The 22548-nt window shown below is 36.2% G+C and carries 33 protein-coding genes; 3 read left to right on the plus strand and 30 right to left on the minus strand.

Going from position 1 to position 22548, the window contains the following annotated elements:
• Positions 1 to 142 precede the first annotated feature (142 nt).
• Entirely contained in the window at positions 143 to 1921 is a 1779-nt protein-coding gene (argS, locus tag ACXAGJ_RS08195) for an arginine--tRNA ligase (protein ID WP_474838803.1), read from the minus strand.
• Positions 1922 to 2307: 386 nt separating this feature from the next.
• On the opposite strand from argS, the gene ACXAGJ_RS08200 reads away from it, so the two are divergent.
• From ACXAGJ_RS08200 to ACXAGJ_RS08210, 3 genes are all read left to right on the plus strand, one after another.
• Positions 2308 to 2442: a hypothetical protein gene (locus ACXAGJ_RS08200; RefSeq protein ID WP_280174035.1), complete on the plus strand. Its 135-nt coding sequence runs from the start codon at positions 2308 to 2310 to the stop codon at positions 2440 to 2442.
• Positions 2443 to 2580: 138 nt separating this feature from the next.
• The gene (locus tag ACXAGJ_RS08205; RefSeq protein WP_474838805.1) at positions 2581 to 4008 is read left to right on the plus strand and encodes an SDR family oxidoreductase; all 1428 of its coding nucleotides are present in this window, start codon (positions 2581 to 2583) and stop codon (positions 4006 to 4008) included.
• 78 nt (positions 4009 to 4086) lie between these two features.
• Positions 4087 to 4710 (plus strand): chromophore lyase CpcT/CpeT, encoded by a 624-nt coding sequence (locus tag ACXAGJ_RS08210; RefSeq protein WP_474838807.1) that lies wholly within the window; start codon positions 4087 to 4089, stop codon positions 4708 to 4710.
• Between the two features lie 4 nt (positions 4711 to 4714).
• Here the strand turns inward: ACXAGJ_RS08210 and ACXAGJ_RS08215 are convergent, their stop codons facing one another.
• From ACXAGJ_RS08215 to rplV, 29 genes are all read right to left on the minus strand, one after another.
• Positions 4715 to 5125, minus strand: a complete 411-nt coding sequence (locus ACXAGJ_RS08215) for an RrF2 family transcriptional regulator (protein ID WP_073316900.1) — start codon at positions 5123 to 5125, stop codon at positions 4715 to 4717.
• 7 nt (positions 5126 to 5132) lie between these two features.
• Positions 5133 to 6065, minus strand: coding sequence for a citrulline utilization hydrolase CtlX (gene ctlX / locus ACXAGJ_RS08220; protein ID WP_474838809.1), 933 nt, complete (start codon positions 6063 to 6065; stop codon positions 5133 to 5135).
• 54 nt (positions 6066 to 6119) lie between these two features.
• The gene (locus ACXAGJ_RS08225; RefSeq protein WP_474838811.1) at positions 6120 to 7037 is read right to left on the minus strand and encodes a dimethylarginine dimethylaminohydrolase family protein; all 918 of its coding nucleotides are present in this window, start codon (positions 7035 to 7037) and stop codon (positions 6120 to 6122) included.
• A 199-nt stretch (positions 7038 to 7236) separates the two neighbouring features.
• A complete protein-coding gene (locus tag ACXAGJ_RS08230; protein WP_474838813.1) occupies positions 7237 to 8523 on the minus strand; it encodes a citrate synthase in 1287 nt (428 codons plus the stop codon).
• A gap of 173 nt (positions 8524 to 8696) precedes the next feature.
• Positions 8697 to 9989, minus strand: a complete 1293-nt coding sequence (gene eno / locus ACXAGJ_RS08235) for a phosphopyruvate hydratase (protein WP_474838815.1) — start codon at positions 9987 to 9989, stop codon at positions 8697 to 8699.
• A 186-nt stretch (positions 9990 to 10175) separates the two neighbouring features.
• Positions 10176 to 11291, minus strand: a complete 1116-nt coding sequence (gene carA / locus ACXAGJ_RS08240) for a glutamine-hydrolyzing carbamoyl-phosphate synthase small subunit (RefSeq protein WP_474838817.1) — start codon at positions 11289 to 11291, stop codon at positions 10176 to 10178.
• A 108-nt stretch (positions 11292 to 11399) separates the two neighbouring features.
• Positions 11400 to 11894 (minus strand): 50S ribosomal protein L17, encoded by a 495-nt coding sequence (gene rplQ, locus ACXAGJ_RS08245; protein ID WP_073316890.1) that lies wholly within the window; start codon positions 11892 to 11894, stop codon positions 11400 to 11402.
• A gap of 63 nt (positions 11895 to 11957) precedes the next feature.
• The gene (locus ACXAGJ_RS08250; RefSeq protein WP_073316888.1) at positions 11958 to 12950 is read right to left on the minus strand and encodes a DNA-directed RNA polymerase subunit alpha; all 993 of its coding nucleotides are present in this window, start codon (positions 12948 to 12950) and stop codon (positions 11958 to 11960) included.
• A gap of 24 nt (positions 12951 to 12974) precedes the next feature.
• Positions 12975 to 13580 (minus strand): 30S ribosomal protein S4, encoded by a 606-nt coding sequence (rpsD, locus tag ACXAGJ_RS08255; protein ID WP_073316887.1) that lies wholly within the window; start codon positions 13578 to 13580, stop codon positions 12975 to 12977.
• A 130-nt stretch (positions 13581 to 13710) separates the two neighbouring features.
• On the minus strand, positions 13711 to 14094 hold the full coding sequence (rpsK, locus tag ACXAGJ_RS08260) for a 30S ribosomal protein S11 (RefSeq protein ID WP_073316875.1): 384 nt from the start codon (positions 14092 to 14094) through the stop codon (positions 13711 to 13713).
• 8 nt (positions 14095 to 14102) lie between these two features.
• Entirely contained in the window at positions 14103 to 14477 is a 375-nt protein-coding gene (gene rpsM, locus ACXAGJ_RS08265) for a 30S ribosomal protein S13 (RefSeq protein ID WP_073316874.1), read from the minus strand.
• 2 nt (positions 14478 to 14479) lie between these two features.
• Positions 14480 to 14596 carry a type B 50S ribosomal protein L36 gene (gene ykgO, locus ACXAGJ_RS08270; RefSeq protein WP_073316873.1) on the minus strand — a complete coding sequence of 39 codons (117 nt, stop codon included), beginning with the start codon at positions 14594 to 14596 and terminating at the stop codon, positions 14480 to 14482.
• A gap of 211 nt (positions 14597 to 14807) precedes the next feature.
• Entirely contained in the window at positions 14808 to 15023 is a 216-nt protein-coding gene (infA, locus tag ACXAGJ_RS08275; RefSeq protein WP_008613577.1) for a translation initiation factor IF-1, read from the minus strand.
• Positions 15023 to 16363: a preprotein translocase subunit SecY gene (secY, locus tag ACXAGJ_RS08280; protein ID WP_474838822.1), complete on the minus strand. Its 1341-nt coding sequence runs from the start codon at positions 16361 to 16363 to the stop codon at positions 15023 to 15025. Before secY ends, infA begins: the two co-directional genes overlap by 1 nt.
• Before the next feature lie 10 nt (positions 16364 to 16373).
• Positions 16374 to 16826, minus strand: a complete 453-nt coding sequence (rplO, locus tag ACXAGJ_RS08285; RefSeq protein ID WP_073316871.1) for a 50S ribosomal protein L15 — start codon at positions 16824 to 16826, stop codon at positions 16374 to 16376.
• Between the two features lie 9 nt (positions 16827 to 16835).
• Positions 16836 to 17015, minus strand: coding sequence for a 50S ribosomal protein L30 (gene rpmD / locus ACXAGJ_RS08290; RefSeq protein ID WP_027392536.1), 180 nt, complete (start codon positions 17013 to 17015; stop codon positions 16836 to 16838).
• Positions 17016 to 17026: 11 nt separating this feature from the next.
• On the minus strand, positions 17027 to 17551 hold the full coding sequence (gene rpsE, locus ACXAGJ_RS08295) for a 30S ribosomal protein S5 (RefSeq protein WP_073316869.1): 525 nt from the start codon (positions 17549 to 17551) through the stop codon (positions 17027 to 17029).
• Positions 17552 to 17557: 6 nt separating this feature from the next.
• Complete coding sequence (gene rplR / locus ACXAGJ_RS08300) at positions 17558 to 17914, minus strand: 50S ribosomal protein L18 (RefSeq protein WP_073316867.1); 357 nt, start codon at positions 17912 to 17914, stop codon at positions 17558 to 17560.
• 10 nt (positions 17915 to 17924) lie between these two features.
• Positions 17925 to 18467, minus strand: coding sequence for a 50S ribosomal protein L6 (gene rplF, locus ACXAGJ_RS08305; RefSeq protein WP_474838825.1), 543 nt, complete (start codon positions 18465 to 18467; stop codon positions 17925 to 17927).
• 20 nt (positions 18468 to 18487) lie between these two features.
• Entirely contained in the window at positions 18488 to 18886 is a 399-nt protein-coding gene (rpsH, locus tag ACXAGJ_RS08310; protein ID WP_474838827.1) for a 30S ribosomal protein S8, read from the minus strand.
• A gap of 66 nt (positions 18887 to 18952) precedes the next feature.
• Positions 18953 to 19222 carry a 30S ribosomal protein S14 gene (gene rpsN / locus ACXAGJ_RS08315; protein WP_073316862.1) on the minus strand — a complete coding sequence of 90 codons (270 nt, stop codon included), beginning with the start codon at positions 19220 to 19222 and terminating at the stop codon, positions 18953 to 18955.
• 2 nt (positions 19223 to 19224) lie between these two features.
• Positions 19225 to 19776, minus strand: coding sequence for a 50S ribosomal protein L5 (rplE, locus tag ACXAGJ_RS08320; RefSeq protein WP_073316860.1), 552 nt, complete (start codon positions 19774 to 19776; stop codon positions 19225 to 19227).
• A 2-nt stretch (positions 19777 to 19778) separates the two neighbouring features.
• Positions 19779 to 20105, minus strand: a complete 327-nt coding sequence (gene rplX, locus ACXAGJ_RS08325; protein WP_474838830.1) for a 50S ribosomal protein L24 — start codon at positions 20103 to 20105, stop codon at positions 19779 to 19781.
• A gap of 12 nt (positions 20106 to 20117) precedes the next feature.
• On the minus strand, positions 20118 to 20486 hold the full coding sequence (gene rplN / locus ACXAGJ_RS08330; protein ID WP_073316857.1) for a 50S ribosomal protein L14: 369 nt from the start codon (positions 20484 to 20486) through the stop codon (positions 20118 to 20120).
• A 2-nt stretch (positions 20487 to 20488) separates the two neighbouring features.
• Positions 20489 to 20746 carry a 30S ribosomal protein S17 gene (gene rpsQ / locus ACXAGJ_RS08335; RefSeq protein WP_034243856.1) on the minus strand — a complete coding sequence of 86 codons (258 nt, stop codon included), beginning with the start codon at positions 20744 to 20746 and terminating at the stop codon, positions 20489 to 20491.
• A gap of 12 nt (positions 20747 to 20758) precedes the next feature.
• Positions 20759 to 20953 (minus strand): 50S ribosomal protein L29, encoded by a 195-nt coding sequence (gene rpmC / locus ACXAGJ_RS08340; RefSeq protein ID WP_027411972.1) that lies wholly within the window; start codon positions 20951 to 20953, stop codon positions 20759 to 20761.
• 15 nt (positions 20954 to 20968) lie between these two features.
• Positions 20969 to 21388: a 50S ribosomal protein L16 gene (gene rplP / locus ACXAGJ_RS08345; RefSeq protein ID WP_473282168.1), complete on the minus strand. Its 420-nt coding sequence runs from the start codon at positions 21386 to 21388 to the stop codon at positions 20969 to 20971.
• Positions 21389 to 21408: 20 nt separating this feature from the next.
• Positions 21409 to 22131, minus strand: coding sequence for a 30S ribosomal protein S3 (rpsC, locus tag ACXAGJ_RS08350; protein WP_073316854.1), 723 nt, complete (start codon positions 22129 to 22131; stop codon positions 21409 to 21411).
• A gap of 8 nt (positions 22132 to 22139) precedes the next feature.
• The gene (gene rplV, locus ACXAGJ_RS08355; protein WP_473282169.1) at positions 22140 to 22547 is read right to left on the minus strand and encodes a 50S ribosomal protein L22; all 408 of its coding nucleotides are present in this window, start codon (positions 22545 to 22547) and stop codon (positions 22140 to 22142) included.
• Position 22548 lies beyond the last annotated feature (1 nt).

Below are 22548 nucleotides of genomic sequence, written 5' to 3' on the forward strand. Positions count from 1 at the left end.
AAAAAAACAGGGCGTTTTTGCAAGGATTTGCACGCTTTTTTAATTGAAGAAAACAGATAAAACGGTAAAAAAGTCGATATATTGCATAATAACTCTACTGAAAATCAAAATAATACGATATTTAAGAAGTTATTAACAACAATTACATTCTTTCAGGAACATTGATCCCTAAAAGCCCAAAAGACGATTTAATCACGCTGCCTACCATGCTAGAGAGTTGTACTCTAAATTTTTTCTCTTCTTCCAGATCCGCTCCAAAGATGGATACATTCTGAAAGAAGGAGTTATAACTTTTCACCAGATCATAGGTATAGTTAGCAATTAATGCCGGACTTAGCTCGTTGGCTGCGGTTTGAATCACCCCTGGAAATAGCTCAAGCTGTTTCAGGACCTCCTTTTCTTTTTCGTGAATAGTTACCCCTTTAATTTCCTGATCAAACTCAAAATCTGCCTTGCGTAAAATTGCTTGTATTCTAGCGTATGTATATTGAATAAATGGCCCCGTATTTCCTTGGAAATCTACAGATTCTTCTGGATTAAAAAGAATTCGTTTTTTAGGGTCCACTTTCAGGATATAATATTTTAGTGCCCCTAATCCAATCGTGTTATAGACTTGTTTCTTTTCTTCTTCTGTGTAACCGTCAAGTTTACCCAGATCTTCAGAAATTTCTTCGGCTGTCTGCGCCATCTCATGGATCAGATCGTCTGCATCTACTACTGTTCCTTCTCTACTTTTCATTTTACCACTAGGAAGATCCACCATTCCATAACTGAGGTGGTGTAAATTTTCTGCCCAATCATAGCCCAACTTCTTAAGAATCAAGAACAACACTTTGAAATGATAATCCTGCTCATTACCCACCGTGTAAATCATTCCCCCAACATCAGGTTTATCTTTGGCTCTTTGAATCGCTGTACCAATATCCTGAGTCATATATACTGCCGTACCGTCGCTTCGTAAAACTAATTTTTCGTCCAGCCCCTCTTCAGTAAGATCACACCATACGGATCCATCTTCCTTTTTAAAGAATACTCCGTTTGCCAAACCTTCTTCAATATTATCTTTTCCTAACAAATAGGTGTTACTTTCGTAATAATAGCTATCAAAATCTACTCCCAATGCTTTGTAGGTTTGATCAAATCCATCATACACCCATCCATTCATCGTTTTCCATAGCTCCACCACTTCTGGATCTCCAGCTTCCCATTTGCGAAGCATTTCTTGTGCTTCTTTTAAAAATGGCGCTTCCTTTTTCGCTTCTTCTTCTGGTGTCCCCTGTTCAATTAAAGCTGCGATTTGTTTTTTATATTCTTGATCAAACTTTACATAGTAATTCCCTACCAATTTATCCCCTTTAAGTCCAGAAGATTGGGGTGTTTCATCATTCCCAAATTTCTTCCAGGCCAACATCGATTTACAAATATGAATCCCTCTGTCATTAATGATTTGGGTCTTATACACTTTTTTACCGCTAGCTTTAATAATTTGCGATACCGAATATCCTAGAAGTATATTTCGAATATGCCCCAAATGGAGTGGCTTATTGGTATTAGGAGACGAATACTCTACCATAACCGATCTTTCCTCATTCGAAGGTGTTTGAAAGCCATACTTATCTTCATCTTTAATCGTATTAAAAAATGAAAGATAGTACTGATCGGAAATCACAAGATTCAGAAATCCCTTTACCACATTAAAATCATTTACTTCATCTACATTTTCTTTCAAAAACTTACCCAAAGCTTCACCGATTTGCACAGGATTTCCTTTTACAACTCTAAGCATAGGAAACACCACTACAGTAATATCGCCTTCAAACTCTTTTCTGGTAGCCTGTAACTCTACAGTTTCAAGTTGTGCATCAAATAGTGTTTGTATACCTCCTTTTACCTTCTCGGAAATGATATGTTGTAAGCTCATCGTCTAAAAATTAGGCTGCAAAGATAAGAGAAATTATAAAGGTACACTATCCGATTTCACACTGTATTTCATCCGTTACGTAATAAAAAGAAACATCGTGTAGCCGTACATATTTTATTCTGAAAACTTAACGAGTACATCCCACTCTCTCCCTATTCTTTTTGAAATTAGAATAACCGTCTTTTTCATAAAACCTAAGACCATACGACGATCATGAAGCACACAAAATCAAACAATTACCCTTCCCCAAATTTATAAATATGAGGGACAACTATTTGTGGTGTACAAATGCTAGATCTAACTTAGTAGAGGTCGAAAGTAATAAGGCTTGTTCGGAGTAAATCAAAAATCCATTAATAGAATAGGCAAAAATATACACACACAAAATGAAACAATTAAAACCTAAAAAACTAAAATTTGACAAAAAAGTGATTACCTCTTTAGACAAAAAGAAATTAAATACAATAAAAGGAGGAGGATATACCGATTCGCTTTTACTAAAAGGTTGTTATTTTCATTAATACTTAAGAAACTCTTTATGTGGTCATCTAAAACGCCCAAGCATAGGTTTGGGCGTTTTACTTTTCCAAAAAAGTTGAGACAACTTCATGATATAAATTTTATCTCATTCAAATTCTTTGTAACTTAATCAGAAAAAAATGCGAATTCTTCTTACAGGTACTAATGGATACATTGGTATGCGATTGTTGCCTCTTTTATTAGATGCTGGACATGATGTAATATGTTGTGTGAGGGATAAAAACAGGTTGGCCATTGATCAAGAAACCAAAAAGAAAGTTGAAATTGTTGAAATTGACTTTTTAAATACTCCAGAACCTTCTAAATTACCAAAAAACATAGATGTAGCATATTATCTAATACATTCTATGAGCTCCTCGACCAAGGATTTTGATACCAAAGAGGAAATCTCTGCAAAAAATTTCAACACCTATCTTGCTGATACCAATATTAAACAGGTCATCTATCTTAGTGGGATTGTTAATGAAAAAAACTTATCAAGGCATTTATGGTCTCGTAAAAATGTTGAAGAGACTTTGTATAAGGGGAATTATAATTTAACCGTATTACGATCAGGAATCATCGTAGGGTCAGGAAGCTCCTCATTTGAAATTATTAGAGACTTATGCGAAAAACTGCCGATTATGGTGACTCCTAAATGGGTAAACACCAAAACTCAGCCGATTGCGATTAGAGATGTCCTGAAATTTATGACGGGAGTATTACTTAATGAAAAGTGCTACAATCAATCATTCGATATCAGTGGTCCTGATATCCTCACTTATAAAGAAATGCTATATCGGTATGCCAGAGTAAGAGGAATTAAACTCTTTATATTCACGCTTCCTGTAATGACGCCAAGGCTATCTTCGTACTGGTTATATTTTGTGACTTCGACCTCATTTAAGCTTGCATTGAATCTGGTGGATAGCATGAAAATCCCAGTTATTGCCAACGATAAGCGTTTGAATGAGCTCTTGAATATTCATCCTATGACTTATGAAAGAGCTTTGGAACTTGCATTTATTAAAATCGAACAGAATCAGGTGGTTTCTAGCTGGAAAGATTCTATGATCAGTGGTCGTTTTAATCGTAGTATTCAGAAATATGTTAGGGTTCCTAAAAGAGGATGTTTTAAAGACATTAAAAAAATAGAGTTGACCAATATTGAAAACACCTTAGAACGTATTTGGGCTATTGGTGGCGAAACCGGCTGGTATTATGGAAATTGGATGTGGAAAATACGAGGACATATCGATAAATTCTTTGGGGGAGTTGGTTTACGAAGAGGAAGAACACATCCCGATGATATATTTTCTGGAGATGCATTGGATTTTTGGCGTGTTCTGGTTGCCGACAAAAAAAATAAGCGATTATTGTTATTTGCCGAAATGAGAGTCCCAGGTGAAGCTTGGTTAGAATTTGATATCGATCAAAATAATATTTTACATCAAACAGCCACATTTAGACCCAAAGGGATATGGGGGCGTTTGTACTGGTATCTCATGATTCCTTTTCACTACTTTATTTTTGGTGGAATGATTCGTAAAATAGCATCTAACTCCTAAATTACTAGGATAAAATGCATGATTTTATCGATTAATTGCATTTTTCTTAATTTTTTTCATATATTTATCAAAAACTGCATGAAGCAAATTCTCCTTCTTCTTTGTTCACTAATTTTAACCTTTGGATGTAGCTCCAAAGCGGTTAGTGACCCAGAATTAAATGATCTGGTATCATTGATGGTAGGAGAGTTTTCTAACGAAGAACAAGCTCAAGATGATTCGAGTTATCCGTTTCTTAGGTTAGTAAACATCAAGATATGGAAAGATCGCCCTGGGCACTGGGTATACAGTGAACTTTTCGATGCTAAAGACGAAAATAGAGTTTACGGCCAACGGATCTTGCACTACGAGCGAGTAGACTCCTTGCGATTTCAAAGCACAAGTTATAAAATCCTAAATGCTAAAGATTACAACTCAAGTTGGAAACATGTTAAGCTTCTGAATAAATTAACCTTAGACAGTCTGGAAGTTAGAGAAGGGTGTCAAGTTTATTTTGTTAAAAACACTTCTACCATATATTCTGGAAAAACCAATAAAAAAACCTGTTCTAGTAGTATCAAACATGTAGATTATATTACTTCTGATTTTGTAGTAAGTAGGGATAAGATATCTATTTGGAACAGAGGGTATAATACAGAAGGAAAACAAGTATGGGGAAAAATAAAAGGTCCTTTCAAATACAAAAGAATAACCAACAAATAACTTCCTATTTGGTATAATCTTCTAAAGTTTTGTTTTCTAAAACTTTTAGGGTATTATCTCTCACTTCTATCATAAGGCTGTGTACCGCACAAGCATCCTCATCCGGACAATCATCACACTTTTCATAGAAGTTAAGGCTTACACAAGGTAACATTGCAATTGGGCCTTCCAAAACCCTAATAATAGAGGCCATTATGATTTCTTTTGGTTCTTTGATCAAATAATAGCCTCCACCTTTTCCTTTTTTGGATCCCAAAAATCCATTCTTTCTGAGAGTTAACAATATACTTTCTAAAAACTTTTGAGAAATATTTTCACTTTGAGCGATCTCTGAAATTTGCACAGGATGATCACATTTCTTCCTAGCGATATAGGTAAGCGCTTTTAATCCGTATTTTGTTTTCTTTGAAAGCATATTCTTATCATTTGGCAGGTAGAAATACCTCTGCCATCATACATCTTGCACTTCCTCCTCCAAGAGTTTCGATCATATTCAAATCACTATGAAGAATTTCGCAATGTTTTTTGATACTCTCGATTTGAGATTCAGTTAGACTATTATACGCCGCAGATGACATTACAAGATAACGTTTCTCATCGGAACCTACAACTTGAAGCATATTACCCGCAAAATTATTAACCTGTTCTTCCGTGATTGCAATAATTTCTTTGTCTGTTTCTTTTAAATGATTGATCAGGTTTTTTCGTTCCTTTTTATCATCAATACACTCCAGACATACCACTGCAAAGGTTTCCCCTACTCCCATCATTACATTGGTATGATAGATAGGCAATCTCTTTCCATCTACGGTTTGATAAGCTGTAAAAACTACTGGTGTATACTCAAAATCTTCACAAAACTCAATAAACAAGCTTTCATCGGCTCTGGGAGAGAGTGCGCAATATGCTTTTCTGTGTACACGATCCAAAACCAAGCTTCCTGTTCCTTCAAGAAAAACCTCTTCTTCTTCGGCACTGGTGTAGTCTACTACATTTTTTATTTCGAACCCTGAAGCTTCAATCTCGTCAAGAATCTCTGGTCTTCGTTCTCTTCTTCTGTTTACCGCAAACATTGGATATAAACCGATGTCCCCATTTTCATGAAAGGACACCCAGTTATTAGGAAAAATAGAATCCGGAGTATCATTTTTGGGATCATCATCAATTACAATTACACGAACTCCTACTTCTTTCAATTTCCCTACAAACCCATCAAATTCTTGTTGAGCTTTTGAGTTTGCATCTTCTTTGGCTACTCCAGCATCTTCTTGATAATAATTATTTACCGCAGTTTGCTCGTTCATCCTAAATTGTACAGGACGAATCATTACAATTGTGTTTGTTACTTGTTTCATATCAAAAATCATAGTGTATTACTACACTTTCAAAAATTTTTAATTATAATTCGCTTAGTCTCTAATTAATGGCATTGTAGAACAACGTAAAAGTCCTTCCTGCTTTGCTATTTCAGCATAAGGCACTTCTTCTACAGTAATATTTTGTTTTCTTAGCCAGGCATTCAATCTCGTAAAGTTTTTTTCAGAAATCACTACATCTTCGGCAATAGAAAAGATGTTAGAATTCATGTAGTACATCTCTGTTTTATCTATATGAAAGAGATTGTCTTTACCGTAAAAATCTAATAAAAACTCATAATCCAAAGGATCTCGAAACCCTTCTTTGTGTATGATCGCTTTATTATGACCTACAGGCTGAAAACAACAATCCAAATGTAACGCATTATCTTTGGGATCTTGCATCGATTTATTCAAATCAAAAGCCTTTACCTTTTTATCTGGAAAAAGAGAGGCAATGTACTCTACTCCTTTCATGTTTGTACGAGCAACAATACAATCGGGATAATCTTCTCCTAGGTACGTGCCGATAAAGATATAGTCATTATGCGCCATAATATCTCCCCCTTCAAAGTGAATATCTTCTGACGGTGCTTTGAATACTTTGTTGGGATCAATTTCTGCTATTACATGTTCAATAGCTTTTATTTCCTTTTCTCTATCTGGTAAAATATTAGACTTAATGAACTTATCTTCGATAACCAAAGCGATATCCCTTGCAAAAATTTGGTTGTAATCCTTGATAATTTCTGGTCGGTATACTTTCACTTCATACTTCTTCAGCACTTTGGCCACTGCTTCCATCTCCAAGACCATATCTGATTCCTTAGGATAGGTTCCTGCTTTGATGTGTTCTATAGACTTCGGATCGTAAGCATCTTCAATTTTAGGTACTGGACCGTTGCTTGTTGCAGTTCCTAATACCACTGCACGAAGTCGTGATGTCTCGTTTTGTATATTTAATTTCAACAATGTTAGTTTTTAAGTGTAAATGTTTGAGTAGTTACGCAAATATATAAATAGACAATTTTATGACGCTGATTTTGTATGAAAAAGTAACCTTCAAATTGCTATGATTTTTCATGGAGGCTTTTCTAAGCTTTACAATAAACAAAAAAGGCGCTGAATTATTCAGCGCCTTTTTAAAAATATTATGTTGTGATTTTCCTTATTATCTTTCAGAAACCGCTTTAAAAGCTCTGTGATTCTCTCCGATATATATTTGTCTAGGTCTTCCGATTGGTTCTTTACGAAGTCTCATTTCTCTCCATTGAGCAATCCATCCCGGTAGTCTTCCTAAAGCAAACATTACTGTAAACATTTCGGTAGGTATACCCAATGCTCTATAAATGATTCCTGAATAAAAATCAACATTAGGATATAACTTTCTTTGTACAAAATATTCATCTTTCAATGCTACGTCTGCCAATCCTTTTGCTATGTCTAATACAGGATCTTCGATTCCTAGATCTCCTAATACTTCTTCTGCAGACTTTTTAATGATCTTTGCACGAGGATCGAAGTTTTTATATACTCTATGACCAAATCCCATCAAACGGAATGGATCATTTTTATCTTTAGCTTTCGCAATATATTTTGCAGTATCACCACCATCTGCTTTGATCGCTTCTAACATTTCGATAACTGCCTGGTTGGCTCCACCGTGAAGTGGTCCCCACAATGCAGAAATACCTGCAGATAAAGAAGCAAATAATCCAGCATGAGATGATCCTACAATTCTTACCGTAGAAGTAGAACAGTTTTGCTCATGATCAGCATGTAAGATCAACAGCTTATCCAAAGCGTCATTTACAATTTTATTTGCTTCATACGCCTGGTTAGGTCTAGCAAACATCATTTTATGTAAATTTTCTACGTACCCCAAAGAATTATCTCCATAATCTAGAGGAAGGCTTTTTCTTTTTCTCATTGTCCAAGCGGCAAGCACTGGAAATTTTGCTAAGATCTTAACAATCGCGCCATACATCTCTTCTTCAGAATCCACATCAACAGATCCAGGATTAAATGCAATCAAAGCACTTGTCAAAGAAGACAATACTCCCATTGGGTGAGCGCTTTTAGGAAATCCATCTAGAATTTTCTTCATGTCTTCATCCACATGAGATTCTTCTTTGATATCCTTATCAAATTTTTCTAATTGAGCTGCTGTTGGAAGTTCTCCAAAAATCAACAAATAAGCTACTTCAAGAAAGTCTGCTTTTTCAGCAAGTTCTTCGATAGAATATCCTCGGTAGCGTAAGATTCCTTTTTCTCCATCCAGGAAGGTGATTGCACTCTCGCAACTACCTGTATTTTTATATCCAGGGTCAATCGTTGTTACTCCTCCTGTTGCTCCTCTGAGTGCCTTGATATCTATTCCTAATTCATTCTCCGTTCCTTTAATAATTGGGAACTCATATTTATTACCGTCGATTTCTAACGTAGCTATTTTTGACATATGATTATTTAGAATTTTGCTATTACATTAAGGGCTGCTAAATTACGAAATATAGTGTTAATATGTTATTAATCGTTACATGATTTTTACCCTTACAAACTATTTTCAAAATTATTCGCAATAAAAAAAGGACTATTCAAAAAATAGTCCTTTTTTTTAGCATAAAGATTAATCTAGCGTTTAACTTTAAAAGCTTTTTCTCTCGGATAGTAGGCCACACTTCCTAACTCTTCTTCTATACGAAGTAGTTGATTGTATTTTGCCATTCTATCACTTCTAGAGGCTGATCCTGTTTTGATCTGTCCTGTATTTAAGGCTACAGCCAAATCTGCAATGGTATTATCTTCTGTTTCCCCAGAACGGTGAGACATTACTGAAGTATACCCTGCATTATGTGCCATATTTACAGCTGCAATAGTCTCTGTAAGTGTTCCTATTTGATTTACCTTGATCAAAATTGAATTTGCAGTATTATTTTCAATTCCTCGGGATAATCGCTCTACATTGGTTACAAACAAATCATCACCTACTAATTGTACTTTATCCCCTACTTTGTCAGTAAGATATTTCCATCCTTCCCAGTCATTTTCATCCATACCATCTTCGATAGAAATAATAGGATATTTTGAAGCTAATTCAGCAAGGTAATCTGCCTGTTCTTCACTAGAACGAACTACTCCTGTATCTCCTTCAAATTTGGTGTAATCATACTTTCCATCCACATAGAATTCTGCAGAAGCACAATCCAAAGCGATCATGATTTCATCTCCAAACTTGTATCCTGCTTTTTCTACGGCTAGTTTGATAGAATCTAGAGCATCTTCTGTTCCGTCTAATGTAGGAGCAAATCCTCCTTCATCTCCAACGGCTGTACTCAAACCTCTATCGTGTAGTACTTTTTTCAGATTATGGAAAATCTCGGTTCCCATCTGCATCGCTTCAGTAAAATTTTTAGCTTTTACCGGCATTACCATAAACTCTTGAAAAGCTATTGGAGCATCACTATGAGAACCTCCATTGATAATATTCATCATTGGAACAGGTAGTGTATTGGCACTAACTCCTCCTACATATCGATATAATGGAATATTTAACTCATTGGCAGCAGCCTTTGCAGCAGCCAAAGAAACTCCTAAAATGGCATTTGCACCCAGCTTTGATTTATTTGGAGTCCCATCAAGTTCGATCATCCTCTGGTCTAACAAGTTTTGATCAAACACCGAGTACCCTAATAATTCTTCAGCGATTACTGTATTTACATTTTCTACAGCTTTAAGTACTCCTTTCCCCATATAATTATCACCTCCATCTCTTAACTCTACTGCCTCATGTTCTCCTGTAGATGCTCCCGAAGGAACAGCTGCTCTTCCTAATACACCATTTTCGGTAATCACATCAACTTCAACTGTTGGATTACCACGAGAATCAAGAATTTGTCTAGCGTGAATATTAATAATTACACTCATTGTTTTATTTATTTTGTTGGATAATTTTAATTCTTCGCAATATACAAAACCGGTATGTTCTGACCCCTTTAAAAAAGTGCTAATTTCCTACCAAAAACGCAATACGTTAACGAAGTTATCAACTATAACGTTGTAGGTTAAGACATTATCAAAACCGGTAGTATACGATTCAATATTTATATTGATTTATACAGCCAATTTTGCCTTTTTGATATTTTCTATAAACTCGTCGAATAAGTATACAGAGTCATTTGGTCCAGGACTGGCTTCTGGGTGATATTGAACCGAAAAACAGTTTTTATTCTTCAGTTTAATTCCCATTACCGTATCATCATTAAGATGGATATGAGTCATCTCGATATCTGGATGTTTTTCGGTATCTTCTTTACTTACTACAAACCCATGATTTTGAGAAGTAATTTCTCCTTTACCTGTTACCAAATTTTTAACTGGGTGATTAATCCCTCTATGTCCATGATGCATTTTGTACGTACCAATACCATTGGCCAAAGCAATCACCTGATGCCCTAAACATATCCCGAATAATGGTAAATCTCTTTCAATAATCTCTTTTGCTGTGGCAATCGCTTCCTTTAAAGGCTGTGGATCCCCAGGCCCGTTAGATAAAAAGAATCCATCCGGTCCCCATTCATTCATCTCGTCAAAAGATGCGTTGTAAGGAAACACTTTGATATACGCATCTCTTTGTGCTAGGTTACGTAGTATATTTTTCTTAATCCCGATATCCAGCGCCGAAATTTTGTAGGTGGCATTAGGATCTCCATAGAAATATGGTTCTTTGGTAGATACTTGAGATGCTAATTCCAATCCGTTCATATCAGGAACTGCAGCTAGTTCTTTCTTTAATTTATCTATATCCTCTGTCTCCGTAGAAATAACAGCGTTCATGGCACCATTATCTCTGATATAGCTCACCAATGCTCTGGTATCTACATCAGAAATCGCCAATAAATTATGTTGCTCCAAAAATTCCTGTAAAGATCTGTCTGCTTTAACTCTGGAATATTCATAACTAAAATTCTTTACAATCAGTCCAGCAATTTTAATAGAATCAGATTCTATTTCCTGATCATTAGTCCCATAATTACCAATATGTGCATTGGTAGTTACCATAAGCTGACCATAGTACGAAGGATCTGTAAAGATTTCTTGATATCCAGTCGTACCGGTGTTAAAACATACTTCACCAAATGCAGTCCCTTCTCTCCCTACAGCTTTGCCGTAAAAAATGGTGCCATCTGCTAATAAAAGAATTGCTTTTTTTCGAGATTGATATTTCATTATTTATAATTATTTCTATTGAGAAAACTTTTTCAAAATTATTTAAAAAAAAAGGATAAACGCCAAACGTTTATCCTTTTGTTATTATGTGTTATTCACACTCTTCATTTATTCTTCTTCAGAATTAGTAACTTCTGGCGCTGGTGCAGCAGGTGCACTTGCTTTTCCTCTTCTACTTCTTCTTGTTGATTTCTTCTTAGCAGGTTTACCAGCATTGTATAGCTCGTTGTAATCTACTAATTCGATCATTGCCATATCGGCGTTATCTCCAAGACGATTTCCCAACTTGATAATTCTGGTATATCCTCCCGGTCTGTCACCTATCTTGCTTGCTACATCTCCAAACAACTCAGCTACCGCTTCTTTACTTCTAAGTCTGCTAAAAACAATTCTTCTGTTGTGAGTAGACTCTACAGTAGTAGTGTTGTTTTCTGCTTTAGACTTAGTCACTAAAGGCTCAATAAACTGCTTAAGCGCTTTTGCTTTTGCTACAGTCGTATTGATTCTTTTGTGCTCTATTAAAGAGCAAGCCATGTTTGCAAGCATCGCTTTGCGATGTGCAGTCTTTCTTCCTAGGTGATTTACTTTTTTTCCGTGTCTCATGACATTTTTGTTTAATCATCATCTTGCTCTACCCGCTATGAGGAGCAAAATATGATGGATTACTTAATCTTTATCTAATTTGTATTTTGAAAGATCCATTCCAAAGTTAAGCCCTTTAACATTTACAAGCTCTTCAAGCTCAGTTAAAGATTTCTTACCAAAGTTACGGAACTTCATTAAATCGTTCTTGTTGTAAGATACCAAGTCTCCTAGTGTATCTACTTCTGCAGCTTTCAAACAGTTTAACGCACGAACTGAAAGGTCCATGTCGATAAGTTTTGTTTTCAATAACTGTCTCATATGAAGCGATTCTTCATCATATGTTTCAGTTTGTGCAATCTCATCAGCCTCTAATGTAATACGCTCATCAGAGAATAACATGAAGTGATGGATTAATATTTTTGCTGCTTCTGTTAAGGCATCCTTTGGATGAATAGAACCATCAGTAACGATTTCGAAAACTAATTTTTCGTAATCCGTCTTTTGCTCTACACGATAGTTTTCGATACTATACTTTACATTCTTGATCGGAGTGTAAATAGAATCGGTAAAAATCGTTCCAATAGGAGCATTAGCTTTTTTATTTTCTTCAGCAGGTACGTAACCTCTACCTTTTTCAATAGTAATTTCAAGGTTTAACGCTACCTTCTTATCCATATTACAGATCACCAATTCTGGGTTTAATACCTGGAATCCTGAAATGAATTTTTGGAAGTCTCCAGCAGTAAGCTGCTCTTGACCAGAAATAGAAATAGTCACAGACTCATTATCTATATCTTCAATCTGACGCTTGAAACGTACTTGTTTAAGATTTAGGATGATTTCGGTAACATCTTCTACCACCCCAGAAATAGTTGAGAACTCGTGATCTACTCCTTCGATTCTAAGAGAAGTTATAGCGAATCCCTCTAAAGAAGATAGCAAAACTCTTCGTAAAGCGTTACCAACTGTCAATCCGTACCCAGGTTCTAATGGTCTAAATTCAAATTTACCATCGAACTCTGTAGAGTCGATCATGATAACTTTATCGGGCTTCTGAAAATTTAATATTGCCATGTTATTGTTTCTTCTTTAGCGTTATTACTTAGAGTATAATTCGACGATGAATTGCTCATTGATATTTTCCGGAATTTGAACTCTTGCCGGAACTGATACGAAAGATCCTTCTTTTGTATCGTTATTGAAAGTAATCCACTCATATACCTTGCTATTATTAGCCAATGAATTCTGGATTACTTCTAATGATTTTGATTTTTCTCTTACTCCAACAACATCTCCAGCTTTTAACTGATACGAAGGAATGTTTACTAACTCTCCGTTTACAGTGATATGTCTGTGAGAAACTAATTGTCTTGCACCTCTTCTAGAGTTAGCAAGTCCCATTCTAAACACTACATTGTCCAGACGAGATTCACAAAGTTGAAGTAATACCTCACCCGTAATACCTTGAGCACGGGTTGCTTTTTCGAACATGTTACGGAATTGACGCTCTAAAATACCATACGTGTATTTTGCTTTCTGCTTTTCCATTAACTGGATAGCGTATTCACTTTTCTTTCCTCTACGTCTGTTGTTTCCGTGTTGCCCAGGAGGGTAATTTCTTTTTTCGAATGACTTATCGTCTCCGAAGATCGCTTCACCAAATTTACGAGCGATTTTAGTTTTTGGACCAGTATATCTTGCCATTATTAATAAATTAGTTATTGAGGTGATTATGAATTAAGGTCACTTTCCTTCGATAATCAATTCTCCTCAAATTAGATTACTTACTTAGTTATAATTAAAAAGAGAACCCAAGCATAAGCTCGGGGAAAAATTATACTCTACGTCTTTTAGGAGGACGACAACCATTATGCGGCATTGGCGTTACATCGATAATTTCTGATACCTCGATACCTGAATTATGGATAGAACGTATTGCAGACTCTCTTCCGTTACCTGGGCCTTTTACGTAAACTTTTACTTTTTTAAGTCCAGCCTCGATAGCTACTTTTGCTGCATCTTCTGCTGCCAATTGCGCTGCGTAAGGCGTGTTTTTCTTAGATCCTCTGAATCCCATTTTACCGGCAGAAGACCAAGAGATTACATCTCCTTTTTTATTGGTCAACGAAATAATAATATTGTTGAAAGAAGCTGTAACGTGAGCTTCACCTACAGATTCTACTATTACTTTACGTTTTTTTGAAGTTGACTTTGCCATACTACTTATTATTTAGTTGCCTTTTTCTTGTTTGCAACTGTTTTTCTTCTTCCTTTACGTGTTCTTGAATTGTTCTTAGTGCGTTGTCCTCTAAGTGGCAAACCTGCTCTATGACGAATACCTCTGTAACATCCTATATCCATAAGACGTTTGATATTCAACTGAACTTCTGAACGTAATTCTCCTTCGATGGTATAGGCTCCTACAGCTTCACGGATACGACCAATTTGATCATCATCCCAATCAGAAACTTTTATACTTTCATCTACTTTGGCAGTAGCTAAAATTTCTTTAGCTCTACTTCTACCGATTCCGAAGATATAGGTTAATGCTATAACTCCTCGCTTTTGTTTAGGTATATCTACCCCTGCAATTCTTGCCATAATTACCCTTGTCTTTGTTTAAATCTAGGATTCTTTTTATTAATTACGTAAAGTCGGCCTTTTCTACGCACAATCTTGCACTCGGCACTTCTCTTTTTTAATGATGCTCTTACTTTCATCTGTTATTTCTTAAGTTTTTCAACTGTCAGATTATATGCTTCGACAACTGAGATAATTGTTTTTAAAAAACCAACAATCTCAATCCTGTCGGTTTTCTCTATTGTTTATTTCATACTCCTGAAAAACAGGATATCATCTATAGAGATATTTATTTATTTTTTCAGCGTGCAAAACTACGGAAAAAAAATTAAATAACAATATCTTCTAAAATTAGTATCTGTATGTTATACGAGCTTTTGTCAAATCGTATGGACTCATCTCTAGCTTTACCTTATCTCCAGGTAACAACTTAATGTAGTGCATTCGCATCTTTCCAGAGATATGAGCAGTTACTACATGACCGTTTTCAAGCTCTACACGAAACATTGCATTTGACAATGCTTCTATGATACTTCCATCTTGTTCTATTGCTGGTTGTTTTGCCATTATGCTACTGCTTTTCTGTTTTTACCAGATTTCATCAATCCGTCGTAATGTCTATTCAATAAGTACGAATTTACCTGTTGCATTGTATCTATCGCGACACCTACCATAATAAGTAAAGAAGTACCTCCAAAGAACAACGCCCATCCTGCTTGAACATTAAGCAATTTTACTGCTATTGCAGGAAAAATAGCTATAAGTGCCAAGAATATAGAACCAGGCAATGTAATTTGAGACATGATCTTATCCAAGTACTCGGCAGTTTCACTTCCTGGTCGAATCCCGGGAATAAATCCACCACTACGTTTAAGATCGTCTGCCATCTTATTTGTTGGCACTGTAATCGCTGTATAGAAATAGGTAAATACAATAATCAACAATGCAAATACAATGTTATACCATAGTCCAAAAATATCACTAAAAGCAGCAGTAATACCCTGAGCAGTCTCAGACTCTGAAAGACTTCCAGCTATCAAGCCAGGAACAAACATAATCGCCTGCGCAAAAATGATTGGCATTACTCCAGATGCATTTAACTTTAGCGGGATGTACTGACGAGATCCAAAAACATTTTTCTCGTATCCTCCACTTGCTGTTCTTCTAGCATATTGCACAGGAACTTGTCGTACCGCCATTACTAATAACACTGAAGCCAATATAATAACAAACCAGATTACCAATTCGATCAATACCATAATCATTCCTCCTCCGTCTCCAGAAACTCTTGAGAAGAAGTTCTGTACAAAAGACTGAGGTAAAGTAGCAATGATACCTACCATAATTAATAATGAAATACCATTACCAATACCCTTGTCTGTTATCTTCTCTCCTAACCACATAGCGAAAATACACCCTGTAGTAAGAATGATTACCGATGACACAACAAAAACTGTTTGATTTGGAATAACAAATGCCTCTGCAGGAAGTTGTGCAAAAAGATTGTAAATATACCCTGGTCCCTGTACCAATGTAATGGCAATTGTTAACCAACGTGTAATTTGATTAATCTTTTTACGCCCACTTTCTCCTTCTTTCTGAAGCTTTTGTAAATACGGTATCGCGATTCCCATTAACTGCACTACAATGGATGCAGAAATGTAAGGCATAATACCCAAAGCAAATACTGATGCATTTGCAAATGCACCACCTGTAAAGGCATTTAACAACCCTAATAGCCCATCTTGAGCTTGAGTACTAAGATTTGCAAGTTGTGCAGCATCTACACCAGGCAATACTACCTGAGCTCCAAAACGATAAACCAAAAGTAAGCCTAGAGTGACTAAAATTCTATTCTTTAGTTCCTCTATTTTCCAAATATTTTTTATTGTATCGATGAATTTCATGAATTGTTTATTATAAGGTTACTGCTTCACCACCAGCAGCTTCAATAGCAGCTTTTGCAGTGGCTGTAAATTTGTGAGCTGAGACTTTCAATTTCGCCTTCAATTCACCTCTTCCCAGTATTTTCACCAAATCATTCTTTCTAGCTAAACGAGTTGCCAAGATCACGTCAAGATCTACAGTATCCTTTATCTTTCCTTCGTCTACTAATTTTTGTAGCGTGTCAAGATTGATTCCTTGATACTCTTTTCTGTTGATGTTCTTGAAACCGAACTTAGGCACACGTCTTTGAAGTGGCATTTGTCCACCTTCAAAACCAATTTTTCTAGAATATCCAGAACGTGACTTTGCTCCTTTATGTCCACGAGTAGCAGTTCCTCCTTTTCCAGAACCTTGTCCGCGACCTACTCGCTTACTGTTATTTTTTACCGAACCTGCAGCAGGTTTTAAGTTACTTAAATCCATGTGCTTATATTATTTTGTTTCTACTGAAACTAAATGTTTAACTTTATTTACCATCCCAAGGATATTAGGAGTATCATCATGCTCCACTACCTGGCCGATCTTTTTAAGCCCTAGAGCCTCTAGAGTTCTTTTCTGTCTCTGAGTACGATTAATCGCGCTCTTTACTTTAGTAATTTTAATCTTTGCCATCGTTCCTTAATTTATCCTTTAAACACCTTTTCTAGTGAAATACCACGTTGTGCAGCTACTTGCTGAGCACTACGTAATTGTAACAACGCATCAAAGGTTGCTTTCACTACATTGTGTGGGTTAGACGATCCTTGGTTCTTAGAAAGTACATCATGCACACCTACAGATTCTAATACTGCACGGATAGCACCACCAGCAATTACTCCGGTACCAGTTGCAGCAGGCATTAATAATACTCTTGCTCCACCATACTTACCTTTTTGTTCGTGAGGTAAAGTACCTTTATGTAATGGAATACGAACCAAATTCTTTTTTGCATCTTCTACAGCCTTAGCGATAGCTTCTGCTACCTCCTTAGACTTACCAAGACCATGACCAACAACACCGTTTTCGTCACCAACAACAACGATTGCAGAGAAACCGAATGCTCTACCACCCTTTGTTACTTTAGTCACACGTTGTACACCAACTAAACGATCTTTTAGTTCAAGTCCGCTTGGTTTTACTAATTCTGCGTTTTTATATTTCTGATACATAATTTCTTAGAATTTAAGTCCTGCTTCTCTAGCACCTTCTGCCAATGATTTAACTCTACCGTGGTACAAATACCCTCCTCTATCAAAAGATACTGTTTCTACACCGGCTTTAATCGCTTTTTCTGCCAAAGCTTTTCCAACTAAACTTGCGATTTCAACTTTAGTTCCATTAGCTTTAGCAATGTCTTTATCTCTTGAAGAAGCTGAACTGATTGTCTTACCAGTTACATCATCTATAACCTGAGCATAGATTTCTTTATTACTTCTATAAACAGATAATCTAGGACGTTGTTCTGTTCCGCTAATTCTTCCGCGGATTCGCTTTCTTATCTTTAATCTTCTTGATTCTTTTGAGAATGCCATAACTTCGTTATTATGCAGATTTACCTGCTTTTCTTCTTAATTGTTCTCCTACGAATTTAACTCCTTTTCCTTTGTAAGGCTCTGGCTTACGGAAACCTCTAATCTTAGCGGCTACCTGTCCCACCAACTGCTTATCATGAGAAGTCAATTTTACGATAGGGTTTTTACCTTTTTCTGAAATAGTTTCAACCTTAACTTCTGGAGCTAAATCTAAAACTATGTTATGAGAGAATCCAAGCGCCAAATCTAATTTCTGACCCTGGTTAGAAGCTCTATATCCAACTCCTACTAATTCTAACTCTTTGGTAAAACCTTCAGAAACACCTACTACCATGTTCTGGATCAAAGCACGATACAAACCGTGTTTTGATTTTGAATCCTTAGCATCATTAGATCTTTCTACAACGACCTGACCTTCTTCTACTTTCACTTCAACAGTATCAAACTCTTGAGAAAGCTCTCCTAATTTTCCTTTAACAGTAACAACATTACCTGTCACCTCTACAGTGACACCAGACGGAATAGTTACTGGATTTTTTCCTATTCTTGACATTTCTTTTGCCTTTTATACTGTTAATATACGTAACAAAGTACTTCTCCTCCTACGTTCTCTTGTCTTGCCTGCTTACCAGTCATAACACCATGAGATGTAGAAACGATTGCTATACCTAATCCATTAAGAATTCTTGGAATATCTTTTGATCCAGCATACTTACGTAAACCCGGCTTACTTATTCTCTGTAATTCTTTAATTACTGGCTCTTTAGTCATTTTATCATACTTAAGAGCGATCTTGATAGTACCTTGTACTGAGTTATCCTCAAACTTATAACTTAAGATATATCCTTGATCGAATAATATCTTAGTAATTTCTTTTTTAACCTTAGATGCAGGAATCTCAACAACTCTGTGCTGAGCTCTATTTGCATTTCTAATTCTAGTTAAATAATCTGCAATAGGATCTGTATTCATTATTTATAGTTTATGGTATTGGTTTTCGATGTTTATCGAACCTTATACCAATTAATTCAAATTAGTCTACCAACTAGCTTTTGTTACTCCTGGAATTAATCCTTTGTTTGCCATTTCTCTGAATGTTACACGAGAAATTCCAAACTGACGCATGTACCCTTTTGGTCTTCCTGTAAGCTTACAACGGTTGTGCTTACGGATAGGAGAAGCATTTCTTGGTAATTTCTGCAGCGCCTCATAATCTCCAGCTTCTTTTAAAGCTTTTCTTTTTTCAGCATATTTAGCTACAGTTTTAGCTCTCTTCACCTCACGGGCTTTCATTGATTCTTTAGCCATAATTAATTCTTTTTAAAAGGTAATCCTAGTTCGGTTAACAATGATTTTGCTTCTTTATCAGTCTCCGCTGAAGTTTCGAAAGTAATATTCATTCCTGAAATTTTGTTTACCTTATCGATATCGATCTCAGGAAAGATGATTTGTTCAGTAATACCCATGGAGTAGTTACCTCTTCCATCAAAACCTTTAGCGTTGATTCCACCAAAATCTCTTACACGTGGTAATGCTGAAGTAATTAAACGATCTAAAAATTCGTACATTCTTTCTCCTCTTAACGTAACCTTTGCTCCAATTGGCATTCCTTTACGCAATTTGAAAGAAGCAACATCCTTCTTAGAAATCGTAGGCACAGCTTTTTGACCAGTGATTGTTGTCAATTCATCAACTGCATAGTCGATCAATTTTTTATCAGCAACTGCAGCTCCAATACCTCTACTCAAAACTATTTTTTTAAGTTTTGGTACTTGCATTACATTATCATAGCTGAATTCTTCTGTAAGAGCAGACACAACGCGGTCTTTATACTCTTGTTTTAGTCTTGGGATATAAGCCATAACTATATTACTTCATTAGATTTTTTAGAAAATCTCACTTTCTTATCTCCTTCCATTCTATACCCTACTCTTGTCGCTTCTCCATTTGAAGTCATCAACGACAAGTTAGAAATATGAATAGGTGCTTCTTTTTCTACAATACCACCTTGAGGATTCTGAGCACTTGGTTTCGCATGTTTCTTTACGATATTTACTCCCTCTACGATAGCTTTGTTTTCTTCACGTAGTACCTTTAATACTTTTCCAGTAACAGCATTGTTCGTAGTACTCTTATGAGCACCAGCGATAACTTTTACCGTATCTCCTGTTTTAATTTTAAGCTTTGTCATCTTTAAATTATTTTAAAGCACTTCTGGCGCTAGTGAAACAATCTTCATGAATTGCTTATCACGAAGTTCTCTTGCCACAGGACCAAATACACGAGTTCCTCTCATTTCTCCCGCAGGGTTTAATAAAACACATGCATTATCATCGAAACGAATATAAGAACCATCTGGTCTGCGTACCTCTTTTTTAGTACGAACTACAACTGCAGTAGAAACCGCTCCTTTCTTAATGTTTCCATTAGGAGTTGCTTCTTTTACACTGACAACTATTTTGTCTCCTACAGAGGCGTATCTTCTTCCTGTACCACCTAGAACACGAATTGCTAAAACTTCTTTAGCCCCGGTGTTATCGGCTACTTTTAATCTAGACTCTTGTTGTACCATAATTACTTCGCTCTTTCAATTACTTCTACTAATCTCCAGCATTTGGTTTTACTCATAGGTCTTGTTTCCATGATCTTTACAGTATCACCAATATTGCAGTCGTTTTTCTCGTCGTGTGCAACGTATTTTTTCGTTTTTAACACGAACTTTCCGTACATCGGGTGTTTTACTTTTTTCACCTCAGAAACCACGATTGATTTCTGCATTTTGTTACTTGTAACAACACCTATACGTTCTTTTCTTAAGTTTCTTTTTTCCATCTTTCAGCAGAATTAACCGTTTAATTCTCTTTTTGTTAGCTCTGTAGCAATTCTTGCAATAGATCTTCTTACTTTACGTAATTGTAAAGGATTTTCTAGTGGAGACATTGCGTGAGCCATTCTTAAATCTGAATATGCTTTTTGTGACTTACCAAGTTCTTCTTGTAATTCAGCTGTAGATAATTCTTTAACTTCTGATTGCTTCATAATAAATCTTCAATTTTAAGCTTGATAATCTCTAGCTACAATAAACTTAGTTCTCACGGGAAGTTTTTGAGCTGCCAAACGCAATGCTTCTTTAGCTACGTCATAAGGCACACCACTAACTTCAAATAATATTCTTCCTGGTTTTACTACTGCTGCCCAGTATTCAACCGCACCTTTTCCTTTACCCATACGTACTTCAAGAGGCTTTTTTGTAATTGGCTTGTCTGGGAAAATTTTAATCCACAGAGACCCCTCTCTTTTCATATAACGAGTAGCAGAAATACGAGCTGCTTCAATTTGTCTAGCAGTAACAAAATTTGAATCTAATGATTTGATTCCGAAAGTACCGTTTGAAAGTTGGTGTCCTCTTTGAGAAAGACCTTTCATACGACCTTTTTGTTGCTTACGGAATTTTGTTCTTTTAGGCTGTAACATTGTTAATTTACTTTAAAAAATTACTTTCTACGACGTGACTTATTACCACCACTTCGTCCACCTCTGTCACCTTTTCCTTGTTTTTTGGATAAACCAACTAAAGGAGAAAGTTCTCTTTTACCATATACTTCGCCTTTCATGATCCATACTTTCACACCCAATCTACCGTAAGTAGTATGAGCTTCAACTAAAGCATAATCTATGTCAGCTCTAAATGTAGATAAAGGAATTCGACCTTCTTTGTAAGCTTCTGAACGTGCCATTTCAGCTCCATTCAAACGCCCTGAAATCTGAATTTTAATCCCTTCTGCATTCATTCTCATTGCAGCCGCAATAGCCATCTTGATTGCACGACGGTAAGAAATACGACTTTCTATCTGTCTTGCAACACTTGATGCTACTAAGTATGAATCCAGCTCAGGTCTCTTGATTTCAAAGATGTTGATCTGAACTTCCTTCTCTGTAATCTTCTTAAGCTCTTCTTTTAACTTGTCTACCTCTTGCCCACCTTTTCCGATAATGATACCAGGTCTAGCGGTAGTGATAGTAACGGTTACAAGTTTAAGCGTACGCTCTATGATTACTCTTGATACACTAGCTTTTGATAAACGCGCATGTACATACTTTCTAATCTTATCGTCTTCGGCAAGTTTATCACCGTAGTCATTACCTCCGTACCAGTTGGATTCCCAACCTCTAATGATACCAAGGCGATTTCCGATTGGATTTGTCTTCTGTCCCATAGTCTATATTAGCTTTGTGTATTATTTTTTGCTCCTAACACGATTGTTACGTGATTTGAACGTTTTCTAATTCTGTGTGCGCGACCTTGTGGAGCTGGACGAAGTCTTTTTAACATACTTCCTCCGTCTACACGAATTTCTTTAATGAATAGATCCGCATCCTCTATACTAGCGTCTTCATTTTTCGCCTGCCAGTTTGCTATAGCAGAAAGCAACAGCTTCTCTAAACGACGTGCTGCCTCCTTTTGGCTAAATCTAAGAATATGAAGCGCTCTTTCTACTTTCTCACCACGGATCAGGTCTGCTACCAAACGCATTTTGCGTGGTGACGTAGGGCAGTTATTAAGCTTAGCAAAAGCAACTTGCTTTTTCTCCTCCTTAATTCTATCCGCCATTTCTTTTTTACGAACTCCCATA

This window comes from Aquimarina sp. AWH4_224 (assembly GCF_056160245.1).

Coding starts and splice junctions, on each gene's coding strand:
- secY (WP_474838822.1), bottom strand. CDS start 16,363: ATGAAATTCATCGATACAATAAAAAATATTTGGAAAATAGAGGAACTA.
- argS (WP_474838803.1), bottom strand. CDS start 1,921: ATGAGCTTACAACATATCATTTCCGAGAAGGTAAAAGGAGGTATACAA.
- infA (WP_008613577.1), bottom strand. CDS start 15,023: ATGGCAAAACAACCAGCAATAGAACAAGATGGAAGTATCATAGAAGCA.
- rpsM (WP_073316874.1), bottom strand. CDS start 14,477: ATGGCAAGAATTGCAGGGGTAGATATACCTAAACAAAAGCGAGGAGTT.
- rpsE (WP_073316869.1), bottom strand. CDS start 17,551: ATGTATCAGAAATATAAAAACGCAGAATTAGTAAAACCAAGCGGACTT.
- rpmD (WP_027392536.1), bottom strand. CDS start 17,015: ATGGCAAAGATTAAAATTACTAAAGTAAAGAGCGCGATTAATCGTACT.
- rpsD (WP_073316887.1), bottom strand. CDS start 13,580: ATGGCAAGATATACTGGTCCAAAAACTAAAATCGCTCGTAAATTTGGT.
- rplV (WP_473282169.1), bottom strand. CDS start 22,547: ATGGGAGTTCGTAAAAAAGAAATGGCGGATAGAATTAAGGAGGAGAAA.
- rplN (WP_073316857.1), bottom strand. CDS start 20,486: ATGGTACAACAAGAGTCTAGATTAAAAGTAGCCGATAACACCGGGGCT.
- ACXAGJ_RS08210 (WP_474838807.1), top strand. CDS start 4,087: ATGAAGCAAATTCTCCTTCTTCTTTGTTCACTAATTTTAACCTTTGGA.
- rpsH (WP_474838827.1), bottom strand. CDS start 18,886: ATGAATACAGATCCTATTGCAGATTATTTAACTAGAATTAGAAATGCA.
- rpsN (WP_073316862.1), bottom strand. CDS start 19,222: ATGGCTAAAGAATCAATGAAAGCCCGTGAGGTGAAGAGAGCTAAAACT.
- ACXAGJ_RS08230 (WP_474838813.1), bottom strand. CDS start 8,523: ATGTCAAAAATAGCTACGTTAGAAATCGACGGTAATAAATATGAGTTC.
- rpsC (WP_073316854.1), bottom strand. CDS start 22,131: ATGGGACAGAAGACAAATCCAATCGGAAATCGCCTTGGTATCATTAGA.
- ACXAGJ_RS08205 (WP_474838805.1), top strand. CDS start 2,581: ATGCGAATTCTTCTTACAGGTACTAATGGATACATTGGTATGCGATTG.
- ACXAGJ_RS08215 (WP_073316900.1), bottom strand. CDS start 5,125: ATGCTTTCAAAGAAAACAAAATACGGATTAAAAGCGCTTACCTATATC.
- ACXAGJ_RS08200 (WP_280174035.1), top strand. CDS start 2,308: ATGAAACAATTAAAACCTAAAAAACTAAAATTTGACAAAAAAGTGATT.
- rplF (WP_474838825.1), bottom strand. CDS start 18,467: ATGTCAAGAATAGGAAAAAATCCAGTAACTATTCCGTCTGGTGTCACT.
- rplE (WP_073316860.1), bottom strand. CDS start 19,776: ATGGCTTATATCCCAAGACTAAAACAAGAGTATAAAGACCGCGTTGTG.
- carA (WP_474838817.1), bottom strand. CDS start 11,291: ATGAAATATCAATCTCGAAAAAAAGCAATTCTTTTATTAGCAGATGGC.
- rpmC (WP_027411972.1), bottom strand. CDS start 20,953: ATGAAGCAATCAGAAGTTAAAGAATTATCTACAGCTGAATTACAAGAA.
- rpsK (WP_073316875.1), bottom strand. CDS start 14,094: ATGGCAAAGTCAACTTCAAAAAAACGTAAAGTAATAGTAGAATCTGTA.
- ACXAGJ_RS08250 (WP_073316888.1), bottom strand. CDS start 12,950: ATGGCAATATTAAATTTTCAGAAGCCCGATAAAGTTATCATGATCGAC.
- rplO (WP_073316871.1), bottom strand. CDS start 16,826: ATGGATTTAAGTAACTTAAAACCTGCTGCAGGTTCGGTAAAAAATAAC.
- ykgO (WP_073316873.1), bottom strand. CDS start 14,596: ATGAAAGTAAGAGCATCATTAAAAAAGAGAAGTGCCGAGTGCAAGATT.
- rplX (WP_474838830.1), bottom strand. CDS start 20,105: ATGACAAAGCTTAAAATTAAAACAGGAGATACGGTAAAAGTTATCGCT.
- rpsQ (WP_034243856.1), bottom strand. CDS start 20,746: ATGGAAAAAAGAAACTTAAGAAAAGAACGTATAGGTGTTGTTACAAGT.
- rplQ (WP_073316890.1), bottom strand. CDS start 11,894: ATGAGACACGGAAAAAAAGTAAATCACCTAGGAAGAAAGACTGCACAT.
- eno (WP_474838815.1), bottom strand. CDS start 9,989: ATGAGTGTAATTATTAATATTCACGCTAGACAAATTCTTGATTCTCGT.
- rplP (WP_473282168.1), bottom strand. CDS start 21,388: ATGTTACAGCCTAAAAGAACAAAATTCCGTAAGCAACAAAAAGGTCGT.
- ctlX (WP_474838809.1), bottom strand. CDS start 6,065: ATGAAACAAGTAACAAACACAATTGTAATGATTCGTCCTGTACAATTT.
- rplR (WP_073316867.1), bottom strand. CDS start 17,914: ATGGCATTCTCAAAAGAATCAAGAAGATTAAAGATAAGAAAGCGAATC.